The following is a 13,494-nucleotide window of genomic DNA, read 5'->3' as shown; positions in this document are numbered from 1 at the left end:
TATACCAAAAATGGTTACTAAAGGTGAAGGGTGACTAGTAACTATTCACTAACCACTAATATCAGCGTAACAATACCAATTTATCTTATACGCATACACTGCTTTGGATTAATGCAGTTGCTGCTTCTTGTTGTAAGGGTTGAGAAAACAAAAAACCTTGACCGTACTCACATCTCATATCTTGAAGCTGCCTAAGTTGCTCAGAAGTTTCAATTCCTTCGGCAACAACATTCATATTTAAGTTGTGAGCCATTTGTGTAATAGTATAAACTAATTCATACTTTTGATTAGTACTTCCCATTCGTTTAATAAAAGAACGGTCAATTTTTAAGGCATCAATGGAAAAGTTATGGAGATAACTGAGCGAAGAATAGCCTGTACCAAAGTCATCAACGTATAATTGAATTCCTAGATTTTTTAATTGCAGCAACATCTTCGCTGCTAAGTCTGCATTTTCGATTAAGATACTTTCTGTAATTTCGATATTTAAACTTACCCCATTTAAGCCAGTTTCGTGTAAAATGCGGTCAATTTGTTTAGTTAAGTCAGATTGTGCGAACTGTTTACCCGAACAATTGACATTAATGGTTAAAGGTGGGATAGCTGTAAATTGTTCTTGCCAAATACGTGTCTGGTGACAAGCTTGATGCAGTACCCAGTAGCCGATAGGAATAATCAAGCCTGTTTCTTCCGCAACAGGGATAAATTCTTCTGGTGAGATCAGACCGCGTGTTGGATGGTTCCACCGCAGCAATGCTTCAAAACCTCTAATTCTATTGTTATGTAGCGAGACAATTGGTTGATAGTAAATAAGTAATTCTTGACGTTCTACAGCGCGTCTTAGGTCATTTTCTAATTGCAATAATGATACTGCGCGCGTATGCATATCTTTGTCAAATACAGCATGACGCGCCTTACCAAGTGATTTAGCACGATACATAACAGTATCAGCATCACGCAGGATATCTTCAGCTTGATCGTAGCCAGTTGTGCTCAGGGCAATTCCAATACTTGTGGTGATGAAAACTTCGTGTCCGTCCAGATTAAATGGTACTATCAATTCTCGTTGAATTCGTTCAGCTACTAGCGTGGCGTCGTTAATATCCTTCATGTCATCAAGCAAGATGACGAACTCATCACCACCTAAGCGAGCAACGGTATCTGTGGAGCGCAAACAAACTTCCAATCTACGAACGAAAGCAATCAGTAGTTGATCGCCGACTAAGTGACCAAGACTGTCATTAACCAACTTGAAGCGATCTAAGTCTAAAAACAAGACAGCAAATAAATAATTACTACGTCTTTTGGCACGAACTAAAGCGTGTCCTAATCGCTGCATGAATAACGTTCGGTTAGGTAAACCTGTGAGCGAATCATGAAAAGCCTCGTAGAGTAATTTTTCTTCTGCTAGCGTCCGTTCCGTAATTTCTGCTTGTAACTCTTGGTTAATTTGTGCTAGTTCCGCAGTTCTTTCGCGTACTCGAATTTCCAAGTCATCGTGCGCTTTGCGTAATGCTTCTTGCGATCGCTTCCGTTCGCACGCTTCTAAAGTCACCGAGACTAAATCAGCGATGGAAGCTGCAAAATTTTTTTCCTCAATACTCCAGTGACGCATAGAATTTACGTGTTCGTGACACACGACTCCCACCATCTGTCCGCCCAGCCAAATGGGTGCATCCAACATTGAGACAATACTATTGGTATGGAGATACAATCTTGCGAGTTCTTTTGTACGGGGATCGGAGTGTGCATCACAAGCTGCGATCGTTCGTTCTTCTTGCAACGCTTCAAAGTAAGTAGGATAGTGGGCTGCGGCTAATTCTGCACCTTGAGAATGCTCGTCAACACTTTTGCGATATAGGTCAATGCAAAGCAGTTTTTTGTAAAGTTCGTCATCGTATAACCACACTCCAACGCGTTCTACTGCTAATGTGTGTGCAGCAGCTTCAGTAATTTCTTGTAAATTAGTGTGTAAATCGCTGCAATCGAGCATCTTGTGCTTTGCTAGTTCAGCAAGAACTTTATCGTATCTGTGATAGCGTTCTTGGCTTTGGCGTTGCTCTTCTATCGAATGTTCCAACGCTTCTAACATTTCATTGATTGTACCTGCTAAGCCAGATAGTTCGTCTTGCCCACTAATCGGAAATACGCGGGCGGCGAGATCGCCACTTCTGCCAATACTATGAACATCCGCACTTAAGCGTGATAGCCGTGACAAGATCAGCTTTTCTATTAACAACAGTGTGGCAACGGCAAACATTAACCCAACGATCGCCAAAGATAATAGAAGATGACGAATACTCGCTTTACCTTGTTGATAAGTTAATCTTGGCGCATCCACACAGAGTAGTAGTGCTGGATTGCCATAGATATCTTGAATAATCGTGTAGCCAGCGATCGTTTGTTCATCGAGTGGTAGTACTAAAATAGACTCTTTGGGTAAGTCTCTGAAAGCAGAACGCACGCGTTGAATATCCGGCGGTACTTGTATATCGTCAAAGCGATACATCCTCAACGATAAATGAGTTTTTTCAGCTAGTTTTGCGATCGCCAAATTATTCAAGTAACGACCCATGATTAGTGTTCCTCGAACCGGACCACGACTCTCACTATTGAGAATTGGTCTTGAGGCAATCATCATCGCACCTTCAGGTAGCATCACTAGCCCTGATATTGAACTTTTGATACTTGAGTGTTCTAGAACGGTTTTTGCTGCAATATGTTTTTGAAAGTTGGGTAAAAGATTTATTGCTTCTTTACGTTCTAAGTCATAGCCTTTATCAAAAATAATTCTTTTAGAAGCATCAACGTAAAGCATCAAATTTAGCTTCAACCGATTGATGCTGACATTACTAAGATAAGTTGTAATGTATTGCCGATTTGCATCTTCTATAAACGCGTATGTTTCGTCCCATTCTGCCCAGTCGCGTGTTGTTAAACTTAGTTTGGCAATTTCATCAGATAAAGCTTCCTGCACTCTTCTAACGTTGTAGCGAGTATCTTCTGCTTCTAATCTCGAAAAACCACGTAATAAAATAGTTGATGATGTAGCATAGATAACCCCAATTAGACTAATGAGCGTAACAGCGATCAGTAATAGTGTTTTTTTCCGAAGTGTCATGTGTGCAATCTAAGGGGTTATATCAAAAGCTTGCAGAACACATCCCCACTTTCAAATATAATTCTGAAACTTCTAATACTCAAAAAAACATTAAACCTTGCGTTTCACTACCGTACATTTACGGTAATTTCTTACAATGCGTAATTGATACTATTATGATTTCCGTAAAATTACGATTGTTTTTATGTGGGGCATATTTGTTAAAATCTGAAATTTATTAATTTAAATTTGTATAATATTTTTTGATATCTACTCTAGAGTAATAGTTTATGTTGGCTTATAAGCTCTCGATTAAGTAGACAAAACACTTATTTAGCCGATTGTTTTTTTAAGTATTTTGTATGAATATTTGTTAATGACAGTGAATACACTGAACAAAGCTTTTACTTAGTTCAATCCCTATCAGTGAATTCACGATTGTATCTCAATAAAGATAGCGTTAAATTGACCTTGTTCAGCGAAAAATACTTTGTCAAGCACATTGTTAAAGCTGAAACACGAGCCTGCTAATTTTTTATTAGCATGAAAAAATGTTTAATCTTTAAGATTCTTAGATATTATTAATTCTTAAAAAAATAGTATGTTTTGATATTTAAAACCGTATATGCAAACGAAAAGTATACTTATTAGCTGTAATAGATTCATCAATAAGGCATTTCCGAGATAAGAGAGAAGAGTAGGTTTTCATTGCTGACTGAAAAACAATTTGCACACTAACTAGCATAGGTTTTGGATAAAAAATGGTAGTATTATCTGAAATTTTCCGCTTGGCAAAAAATGAAAAGTTCTACATAGCTAAAAGTAGATTTGGTCAAGGACTTTTTGCCAGAAAAAATATTGCTTTAGGAGAAAAAATTTTAGAATTTACTGGGGATATTATCGATTTCGATAAAGCGGTTTTAAAAGCTCCGAAATATGAAGGCGATCCACTACAAATAGGCAGAAATCTGTATGTTAATTTAGAACCACCAGGTCGCTTTGTCAATCATTCTTGCGATCCTAATGCTGGTATTAAAAATGATGTAGAATTAGTAGCATTGAAACAGATCCGTGCGGGTGAAGAGATATACTTCGACTATTCTACAACGATGGATGAAGATTATTGGGTTATGCAATGTGGTTGTGGAAGTACACATTGTAGAAGAGTTATTAAAGATTTTAAACATTTACCATCTCATGTAAAACGTAAGTACTTAGAGTTAAATGTGGTACAAAACTTTATTGCAACCCAATACGAATCAACAGTTACCGCAAAATATTGAAAGTCAATTAGTTGAAAGCTGATAGTTAATACAAGATAGAGAATTTACTTTTAAAGGCGTAGTCTTTGTCTTTGGATAGTAAATTTGACTGCGATAGACTACTTGTATAAGTGCGAATCGCAAGCGTATTGGTTGCTAAATTAACCTTGTTTACATCAGTGGACTACTTCGACAGAGGTTATCTGAAATTTCTGCTTGAATTAAAGGAACGCTAGAAGCTTACAAATTTGTAGACAATTAGTCAACTTGCAACTTTCAGTACAATGTAGAAGGTGCTGCTACTACTGTATCAGGTATACTCAGCACCAGTAGTGAGTAGTTGCTAAATCAAAAAAAAATGCTGCCAGTTAAGCAGACGATTTTAGTTACTGGAGGAGCAGGCTACATCGGCTCCCACGCAGTAATGGCACTGCAACGTGCTGGATATGAAGTAGTAGTGCTTGATAACTTGGTGTATGGGCATCAAGATTTGGTAGAAAAATTGCAGGTAGAGTTAATCGTTGGAGATACAAATGATCGCGCGCTACTCGATGAAATCTTTGCCACAAAAAACATCGCAGCAGTGATGCATTTTTCTGCTTACGCTTATGTAGGAGAGTCAGTAACCGAACCGGCGAAATACTATCGCAACAATGTCATCGGTACTTTAACTCTACTAGAAGCCATGCTGGCAGCCTTTGTAGATAAGTTCGTTTTTTCCTCTACTTGTGCTACCTACGGCGTCCCACATCAAATTCCGATTACCGAGGATCATCCGCAAAATCCCATCAATCCTTATGGCGCTACTAAATTAATGGTAGAAAGAATTCTCAGTGACTTTAGTCATGCTTACAGTTTAAAGTCGGTGTGTTTTCGCTACTTCAATGCTGCTGGTGCCGATCCGGATGGTTTGCTAGGAGAAGACCATAACCCAGAGACACACTTGATTCCACTTGTATTACAAACTGCTCTGGGTCAACGCCAATTTGTGTCAATTTATGGCACAGATTATCCTACTAGTGATGGAACTTGTATTAGAGACTATATTCATGTCATGGACCTTGCCGATGCGCATATCCTTGGTTTGGAATATTTACTGCAAGGAGGGGAGACGACAGTCTTTAATTTAGGAAATGGTAGTGGTTTTTCCGTGAAAGAGGTTATTGATACGGCTAAAACTGTTACTGGTAAAGATATTAAAGTTGAAAGTAGCGATCGCCGCCCTGGAGATCCTCCGATTCTCGTTGGTAGTAGCGAGAAGGCGAGGAAAATTTTAGGTTGGAAACCGCAATATTCTGACTTAAAAGATATCATTAGTCATGCTTGGCGTTGGCATCAGCAGCGACACGGATAGAAATATTGTTTTTCTAACAAGCTCCTACCTTGGCAAAGATCACGTATATTGTTTTGGCAATGATCGCTAAATCGTATAAAGGATGCCATTGCTTTTGGTAGCGCAGATCGAGATCAACGACTTGTTCAAAATCCTTGATACTCGAACGACCGCTGACTTGCCATTCACCGGTTAAACCAGGCTTGACGTTTAATCGTTGCCAATGACGTTCGTTGTATTGCGCTACTTCATCACCCGTCGGTGGTCGAGTTCCTACTAAGCTCATTTCACCGACTAAGACATTCCAAAATTGTGGTAGTTCATCCAAGCTGGAACTTCTTAAGAAACGCCCTACACGAGTTATTCTGGGGTCGCGTTGATTTTTAAATATCAGTCCTGACGCTTCGTTACTCACAAGCGATTTTAGCTGTTCAGCATTAACTACCATTGAACGAAACTTACGAATGTAGAACTTGCGTCCGTGGAGTCCGTAGCGTTCTTGGCGAAAGAAAATAGGTCCTGGACTATCTAACTTAATTGCGATCGCCACGGGTATAAAGATAAGTGTTAAAATCAGCAGCCCTACTAAGCTGCCAATAATATCTAATAAACGTTTAAATACTGAGTTAACGGAAGGGTGGATTTCTGATGTTAACAGATTGGTTGATGGAGACTGGGCTTGAAACATCGTCACAATTACTTTGCACTCTATTTCAGTAGAATTACGTAAGCTACTTTTCAATATAGTTGTTTAAAGCTTGTGTAGCCTCATTTTTAGCGATGTTTCAGTGAATCTTCATCAAGGACTCAAGTAAATTCACTAGGTATAAACTTTAGATAAAGTTGTGCTTCTGGAGTTTAGCTTAAGTTTTCAGCCGGCGAGAAAACAACCAATGATCTTACATATATGACTGCGTGCGATCGCGTTCTTTATAGTAACAATACGCGCTAGTTGACTAGCGATCATCAAGGATTTTATATTACCCTAACTCCTGACCGTTAATTCCTTACCCCGCTCATGACCTTGCCCAACTGGGTGACGCTGTCGCGCCTACTAGCACTGCCAATATTACTTTATTACTTAGAAAATCCTACACCCCAAACGCGTTGGTTGAGTGTCGGCATTTTTTTAATTGCAGCAATGACCGATTGGGTTGATGGGTACCTTGCCCGCCGACTCAATCAAATAACTGAATTAGGTAAATTTCTCGATCCTTTAGTCGATAAACTACTCATTCTTGCGCCATTACTACCTTTGATTAAACTAGAACAAGTACCCGCATGGGGCGTCTTTCTGATTTTGGCGCGGGAGTTAACTGTAGCAGGCTGGCGCGTGACTCCTAGTTTAACGGGGACTACCGCAATTACTGGTGCTAACTTTTGGGGCAAACTCAAAACGGTGAGTCAGATAGCTGCGATCGCACTTTTGATTGCTCCCTTACCCGTTACTTGGCAATTTCTTTCGCTGATTGCGTTTTGGGTAGCCGTCGCGCTTACGCTGATTTCTGGTGCGATTTATTTATTGCCTGCGACCGATAAAATTTCGTCATCTGCCGAAAAGTCAACTTCGGCGGTGTCGCGACCTGATGCGAGATAATCGTTGTGGAATGAGTCTTTTAAACCCGAAATAAGATCGTATTTTGGTTGCCAGTTGAGTTGAGTTTTTGCTTTATCTACTGCTGCAAAGAAGTGCTGTACGCGCATGGGGAAAGCTTTACGCTTGCCAAAATCAAACTTTTTGGGGTCGTAATGTACAATTTCTAATGCTTCGGGTGGTTTACCAACCGCTACAGCACACGCACGGGCTAATCCATCAAATGTGACATAGCGATCGCCTGACACGTTATAAATTTCGCCGATCGCTTGCGAACACCCTAAAACTTGACACATCGCTTGCGCGAGATCGTCTACGTGACCAAATTGCGTGATGTGTAATCCGTTACCAGGAATTGGAATTGGGCGATCGCGCACGATGCGATCAAAAAACCAGCTTTCTAGGTCATTGTAATTTTGCGGACCATAAATATAAGTCGGGCGAACCGCTGTAAAAGGGATACCAAGTCGAGCAAGAAAAGCTTCAGTTTCGTGCTTACCACGATGGCGGCTTTTGGGATCTACCGCATCGCCTTCTTGATGCGGCATTTGGTCAGAAGGTAAATACACTCCCGCCGAACTCATATAAACAAAATGTTGAACGCGATCTTTAAAGATTTCCGCTAAAGGTTGGGTATCGCTGAGTTCCCGCCCGTTATTATCAAAAATAACGTCAAAGTTTTGTGAAGATAGTTTTTCTTTTAAATCGTCGGGCTGGGTGCGATCGCCTGTGATTTGCGCGACTCCTGCCACTGGAAGCGGTCGATTACCCCGATTAAACAATACAACTTCATGTCCTTCGGCAACAAGTTTTCGTGTCAGGTACACGCCAATAAATCGCGTACCACCCATAATCAAAATTCGCATCGTTTTCGCTTCCTTATGCTGCAAAAGTCATTTTCTATGAGATTATCAGGTTGCGCTATCAGCATGGAACTTATTTTTCAGCAGTGGCGTCATGCCTTCGATTGCTAAGCAAAAATGTGTAAAAGCTTGACTCAACGACAAAACGCCTATCCAAACCTCAAACTTTTAGTTACATAGCTGTGGCTTTAAAATATGCACTTGTCCATGAGTGGCTAACGCCTAAAGCTACTGGTGGGTCAGAACTCGTAGTCCAAGAAATTCTCAAGCATATTGATGCTGATTTGTATGCATTGATCGACTTTGAATCAACGAATCCCGACAGCTATCTGTTTCAACGTTCAATCGGAACAACATTCTTGCAGCATTTTCCCTTTGCCCGCAATGGCGTACAGAAGTATTTACCACTGTTACCACTGGCAATTGAACAGTTAGATCTACGTGCCTACGATGTCATTGTTTCATCATCGCACACGGTTGCTAAAGGAGTTTTGACAAGTCCAGATCAAATGCACGTGTGCTATTGTCATACTCCCATGCGCTTTGCTTGGGAACTGACTTTCGATTACCTTCGCAATAGCCGTAGTGGTCGCGGATTACCTGGAATTTTGACGCGATATCTCCTCCACCGAATGCGCCAGTGGGATACACTAAGCGCAAATCGCGTAGATTACTTCGTTGCTAATTCACAAAACACCGCACGCCGCATTTGGCGCTGCTACCGCCGCCCAGCAACTGTAATTTACCCACCAGTAAACATCGAACGGTTTCCGTTAATAACGACAAAGCAAGACTTTTATTTAACCGTCTCCCGTTTGGTGAGTTATAAGCAAGTATCGTTAATTGTGCGTGCTTTTAACCAACTCAAAAAACCTTTAGTCGTGATTGGTACGGGGCAAGAACTCAAGCAAATTCGTACATTAGCACAATCGAACGTTCAAGTTCTAGGAGAACAGCCGAATGAAGTTGTGGAAAAGTACATGGCTGCGGCAAAAGCGTTTGTTTATGCAGCTTGCGAGGATTTTGGCATCGCACCTGTAGAAGCCCAAGCTTGCGGTACTCCAGTCATTGCTTACGGTGCGGGAGGTGCGTTAGAAACTGTGCGTTCAATTGAGCAATATTCAGATACGGGAACTGGTATATTTTTTGCAACCCAAACCGAAGCAGCGTTAATGGAAGCGATAGAAAAATTTGAAGCTTATCAAAGAGTGTTTCAGCCAGAGTGGATTCGCACTCACGCGACTCAGTTCGCTGCGGATGTCTTTCGTGAAAAGTTTCTCGCATTTCTACAAAACTCATGGCAAGATTACAGTACAAATCAGCACCTTTCGGGTTGACGTAGTGTCTTAGCTGTACGTATGCTCCATTCAGTTTGACTTTTTTTGGATTTTTGCTTTTTGCCGATCCCCGACCTTTAAACCCTATTTAAGATTCTGGGATCAAATTCTTCGCGATATCTGGCGTCGCCAGGCTTTAAAATCGGGACTAAGTGTGGTGTGGATTGTTAAGGAGTAAAATGACTGCCCATTCGCTCCTCTCAGGCAAAAAAATACGGGCTTTTGTGCAATCTGGTCTTCAGAAGCGATCGCCCAGTGATAAAAACAAGTTATTGCGATCACTGTTAGCTTTGACGTTTGCCAAGCAATTGTTGATCAAAATACCGCTTGATTTTGTCAGTCGAGAGTTTATTAAAAGGCTATTTGACATTGTCTTCTCGTTATCAGTTCTGATTTTGTTTTCTCCGGTTTACCTCTTATTAGCGTTTCTCATTGCTTACAGTTCCGAAGGACCAATTTTTTACGTCCAGGAACGAGTCGGAAAAAACTACAAGCCATTTGGATGCATCAAATTCCGTACAATGGTAACGAACGCCGACGAGATATTAGTAGAGTTGATGGAAACATCACCTCATCTTCGGCAAGAATTTGCCGATAATTTTAAGCTAAAGCAAGACCCAAGAATTACAAAAATAGGTCACTTCTTACGATTAACGAGTCTCGATGAGTTTCCCCAATTTTGGAATGTTCTCAAAGGAGACATGAGTGTTGTTGGTCCTCGCCCTCTAGTAGCCCAAGAACTGTATATGTATGGCTCTCATATCGACAAAGTTTTGACGATTAAGCCAGGAATTACAGGGCTGTGGCAAGTCTCCGGACGCAATGACATTCCGTACAGTCGCAGAATTCAAATAGACCTTTACTACGTCAAATTTCATAACTTTTGGCTTGATTTATGGGTCATCATGAAAACAATCGGAGTCGTCATCATGCCAAAAAACAATGGTGCTTACTAAAACAAGTTAAGGCGTAGCACAGTGGTTGTACATTCTTCGCACATACCCTCATGCTGAAGTAGTCCAGCATGATTTTGGTAAACATCCTAGAGGAATATAGAAACCGCCTCCAGACTCACGGTAGTGAGAAACGCCGTGAGTTCAACGTCCTACGGGCGATTAGCTATTCAGCTTCACAACTCGGCTATGATCAAGAAAATTATGCACTTAATAATAAGGCAAACACTTATGTATTTGCAAATATTTTAAAAAAGTAAGGCTCGTTTAGCTTACATGACTTATCTTTATAAATTTAATCAAAACAATAATTGATTCGCCGAATATTTTCCTAATGCTTTATTTAAGAAATGCAAGCGAAATTAATGCTTTAATTGCGCAATATACTCATAAAAAAACTCTATGGGTTGATACAGAAATAGCCGATTTTAATACTCAGAATCCCCGCTTATCTTTGATCCAAGTTTTAGGCGATCCTAGTGACACAATAGGAAGAACAGTCGTTATTTTAGATGTAATCGAGCAGCCTGAAATTGTCGAGAATTTTATTGAAAGCATTATGAATAATCCGACGATTGAAAAGGTATTTCATCAAGCTAGCTACGACTTAAAGTTTCTTGGTAAAAATCAGGCACAAAATGTAACTTGTACTTTAGAAATGGCGAAAAGCATCCCCCACTACCTTCTACCCTTACCCAATTTTTCCTTAAAAACTTTAGTAGAAGTTTTGTACCAGATAAATATTGATAAAACTGAGCAGACTAGTGATTGGGGACAGCGACCTTTAAGCGATATACAACTTAATTATGCTAAAATGGATCCTGTTTATCTAGCAATGGTTCACCACAAACTCTTGCAATTGCAAGCAGTTGTGTATCCAAATCCTGAGACAGAAGATTTAACATCTTTAGCTGCACGATATTTACAACTTAAGCAGCAGCTAAAGCTACTAAGTTCAGAAGTTGAGCATATTGAAACCCGATTAAAAGCAGCAATGCAAACTCAGAAAATTTCTGAGACCGATTATTTAAAATTGTCGCGATCGCAGCGCCAAACAACAAAGGTTGAATTTTCTCAACTTGCCACAGTAGCTCAACAACATAGATTATCATTGAATTTTCCGGTTACTTTAACCCAAAAGCTGCAAAAGGAATTGAAAGAATTTATGACTGAACTTTCACTCCAGGTAGAAACAACAACTAGCTGGCGATTGTCTGCAAAGCAGGTTGAAAATATAGACAATCAAGATGAGTTAGATTTTTGATATATAAGCAATTAGCTTTGATACTTCTGAAAGTAGCAAGCTCATAAAGATTGTAATCCTTGCACTAATCCTAGACAAACACCTGCAAGAAAATCTAAGTTAAGAGTTTCAATCGTATCACTTGCTTTATGATAGTGTGGATTGCGTAACATAGCAGTATCTGTAATCATCATTGCTGGATATCCTTGATCCCAAAAATGAGCGTGATCGCTAAGTCGAGTTTGTGGAACAGTTAAACCTTTATTAAATACAGGTAGCCATTCGCTTGATACTCCCGCTTGACGAATGCTACGGCTAAGGTAAACCAAGTCTAAAATTGTCGGTAGATTACCAATTAGACCGATAAAATTACCACAATTCGGATATAACCGTTCTAGTAAGCGAATCGGATATTGCTGTGACCCTGGAGTAGAATCGTAGTAACCTAACATTTCTAGGGAAATCATTAAACGCAGTGGTTGATTTTGTTGGCGTAAGTGACTTGCGTACTCAGAAGCACCAGATCCACCGAGTAAGCCATACTCTTCAAGATCGAAGGCAACTAAGCGTAAAGGATGTCTTGCAGGTTCGCTTGCAAAAATTCGCGCTAATTCTAATAAAACAGCAACACCTGTCGCATTGTCGTCTGCACCTGGTGTTCCTGGTACAGCATCATAATGTGCGCCGACTAAAATCGGAAAGCCACGCTGTTTACCTGGTAGATTGAGAATTAAATTTTGATGCGTTTTACCTCTAACAGTAAATGCAAAACTTTCTACACTTCCATATTTTTCTAACTCTTGACGGATGTAGTGTTTAACAAAAAAATGCCCTGCTGTTGCTAAATAAGGGTCGCGATCGCATACAATTTCTTGCAGATGAGCAAATAAGCGTTCTTTTAACTCAAGTGACATTGACTTCTAGTGTGGTTAAACAAACTCACCCTGAGCCACCATAATTACTTTACCACCGACAAAAACTTTTATTTCTGCCTCATTTTTCTCGGCTTTCAGTAATAGCAATGAAGGTCTACCAATTTCATATCCTTGCTCAACGCGCACGTCGATTGAATCAGTATTAAAATAGGAATATTTGACTAAATACCCTGCTAGACAACCATTTGCACTGCCTGTTGCAGGATCTTCTGGAACACCAACAGCATCAGCAAATACCCTAACAGCTAAGTTATTCTCAGGTTTATTTGTTTCTGGACAGAAAGTTAGAATTGCTTTTGCTTGCGTTTGTTCTACTAATTTAAAGTATTTATCTCGATTAATTTTAATTTTTTTTATACTTAAGAGCTTTTTTAAAGGAAGAATAATAAACGGTATGCCAGTTGATACCTCTTGAATAGGATATCTTGAATCAATTTCATCTAAGTCTAAATTCAAAATAGGGGCTAGTGTCTCTACTGTAAAAGTTTGATGAAATGTTGGTGGCTTTTGCTGCATCCACAATTCTTCTATACTTTCATCTAAATAATGAAGAGTGACAGGTATCTGTCCAACTTGTAAGTTTAAGATAATCTGCTCGATAGGAAGATTAATTTCTTTTTGTAGGATGTAAGCTGTGCCTAAAGTTGGGTGTCCGGCAAAAGGCAATTCTTGTTCTGGTGTGAATATTCGTATAGCATAACCTCCTTCTTGCAGTTCTAAAGAGGTAATAAAAGTGGTTTCCGAATAGTTCATTTCCTTAGCAATTTTCTGCATCTGCTGTGTTGAGAGGACACCTAGTTCTATAAAAACTGCGAGTTGATTACCTGCATATTTTTCTTCAGCAAATACATCTACAATGAAAAACTTCATGGTT

The 13,494-nt window shown here is 39.9% G+C and carries 10 protein-coding genes and 1 pseudogene; 6 read left to right on the top strand and 5 right to left on the bottom strand.

What is annotated here, in order from left to right; genetic code table 11:
* Positions 1-85: 85 nt before the first annotated feature.
* Complete coding sequence (locus NIES1031_RS04860; protein ID WP_073548358.1) at positions 86-3,121, bottom strand: EAL domain-containing protein; 3,036 nt, start codon at positions 3,119-3,121, stop codon at positions 86-88.
* 740 nt (positions 3,122-3,861) lie between these two features.
* Between NIES1031_RS04860 and NIES1031_RS04855 the strand changes: the two genes are divergently transcribed.
* A complete protein-coding gene (locus tag NIES1031_RS04855; RefSeq protein ID WP_073548357.1) occupies positions 3,862-4,383 on the top strand; it encodes an SET domain-containing protein in 522 nt (173 codons plus the stop codon).
* Positions 4,384-4,720: 337 nt separating this feature from the next.
* A complete protein-coding gene (gene galE, locus NIES1031_RS04850; protein ID WP_073548356.1) occupies positions 4,721-5,716 on the top strand; it encodes a UDP-glucose 4-epimerase GalE in 996 nt (331 codons plus the stop codon).
* A gap of 13 nt (positions 5,717-5,729) precedes the next feature.
* Here the strand turns inward: galE and NIES1031_RS04845 are convergent.
* Positions 5,730-6,341, bottom strand: a pseudogene (locus tag NIES1031_RS04845) (sugar transferase); the annotation flags it as partial.
* A 372-nt stretch (positions 6,342-6,713) separates the two neighbouring features.
* Between NIES1031_RS04845 and pgsA the strand changes: the two are divergent.
* Positions 6,714-7,292 carry a CDP-diacylglycerol--glycerol-3-phosphate 3-phosphatidyltransferase gene (pgsA, locus tag NIES1031_RS04840; RefSeq protein WP_073548354.1) on the top strand — a complete coding sequence of 193 codons (579 nt, stop codon included), beginning with the start codon at positions 6,714-6,716 and terminating at the stop codon, positions 7,290-7,292.
* On the opposite strand, the gene NIES1031_RS04835 is transcribed toward pgsA, so the two are convergent.
* Positions 7,211-8,155: an NAD-dependent epimerase/dehydratase family protein gene (locus NIES1031_RS04835; protein WP_073548353.1), complete on the bottom strand. Its 945-nt coding sequence runs from the start codon at positions 8,153-8,155 to the stop codon at positions 7,211-7,213. The genes pgsA and NIES1031_RS04835 overlap by 82 nt on opposite strands.
* 179 nt (positions 8,156-8,334) lie before the next feature.
* Between NIES1031_RS04835 and NIES1031_RS04830 the strand changes: the two genes are divergently transcribed.
* From NIES1031_RS04830 to NIES1031_RS04815, 3 genes are all read left to right on the top strand, one after another.
* A complete protein-coding gene (locus NIES1031_RS04830) occupies positions 8,335-9,489 on the top strand; it encodes a glycosyltransferase (RefSeq protein WP_073548352.1) in 1,155 nt (384 codons plus the stop codon).
* A gap of 179 nt (positions 9,490-9,668) precedes the next feature.
* Complete coding sequence (locus tag NIES1031_RS04825; protein ID WP_073548351.1) at positions 9,669-10,445, top strand: undecaprenyl-phosphate galactose phosphotransferase family protein; 777 nt, start codon at positions 9,669-9,671, stop codon at positions 10,443-10,445.
* Between the two features lie 331 nt (positions 10,446-10,776).
* Entirely contained in the window at positions 10,777-11,706 is a 930-nt protein-coding gene (locus NIES1031_RS04815; protein ID WP_073548349.1) for a ribonuclease D, read from the top strand.
* Positions 11,707-11,747: 41 nt separating this feature from the next.
* Here the strand turns inward: NIES1031_RS04815 and NIES1031_RS04810 are convergent, their stop codons facing one another.
* Positions 11,748-12,599 carry a M28 family peptidase gene (locus NIES1031_RS04810; protein WP_073548348.1) on the bottom strand — a complete coding sequence of 284 codons (852 nt, stop codon included), beginning with the start codon at positions 12,597-12,599 and terminating at the stop codon, positions 11,748-11,750.
* 15 nt (positions 12,600-12,614) lie between these two features.
* Positions 12,615-13,490: a PhzF family phenazine biosynthesis protein gene (locus NIES1031_RS04805; protein ID WP_073548347.1), complete on the bottom strand. Its 876-nt coding sequence runs from the start codon at positions 13,488-13,490 to the stop codon at positions 12,615-12,617.
* Between the last annotated feature and the right edge of the window lie 4 nt (positions 13,491-13,494).

The sequence above is a fragment of the Chroogloeocystis siderophila 5.2 s.c.1 genome (assembly GCF_001904655.1).
Classification (GTDB): domain Bacteria; phylum Cyanobacteriota; class Cyanobacteriia; order Cyanobacteriales; family Chroococcidiopsidaceae; genus Chroogloeocystis; species Chroogloeocystis siderophila.
This window is presented reverse-complemented; position numbering and strand designations above follow the sequence as displayed.

What these genes read in the sequence shown, in the direction of transcription:
- NIES1031_RS04860 (WP_073548358.1), bottom strand. Translation starts at nt 3,121, where the DNA reads ATGACACTTCGGAAAAAAACACTATTACTGATCGCTGTTACGCTCATT.
- NIES1031_RS04855 (WP_073548357.1), top strand. Translation starts at nt 3,862, where the DNA reads ATGGTAGTATTATCTGAAATTTTCCGCTTGGCAAAAAATGAAAAGTTC.
- galE (WP_073548356.1), top strand. Translation starts at nt 4,721, where the DNA reads ATGCTGCCAGTTAAGCAGACGATTTTAGTTACTGGAGGAGCAGGCTAC.
- pgsA (WP_073548354.1), top strand. Translation starts at nt 6,714, where the DNA reads ATGACCTTGCCCAACTGGGTGACGCTGTCGCGCCTACTAGCACTGCCA.
- NIES1031_RS04835 (WP_073548353.1), bottom strand. Translation starts at nt 8,155, where the DNA reads ATGCGAATTTTGATTATGGGTGGTACGCGATTTATTGGCGTGTACCTG.
- NIES1031_RS04825 (WP_073548351.1), top strand. Translation starts at nt 9,669, where the DNA reads ATGACTGCCCATTCGCTCCTCTCAGGCAAAAAAATACGGGCTTTTGTG.
- NIES1031_RS04815 (WP_073548349.1), top strand. Translation starts at nt 10,777, where the DNA reads ATGCTTTATTTAAGAAATGCAAGCGAAATTAATGCTTTAATTGCGCAA.
- NIES1031_RS04810 (WP_073548348.1), bottom strand. Translation starts at nt 12,599, where the DNA reads ATGTCACTTGAGTTAAAAGAACGCTTATTTGCTCATCTGCAAGAAATT.
- NIES1031_RS04805 (WP_073548347.1), bottom strand. Translation starts at nt 13,490, where the DNA reads ATGAAGTTTTTCATTGTAGATGTATTTGCTGAAGAAAAATATGCAGGT.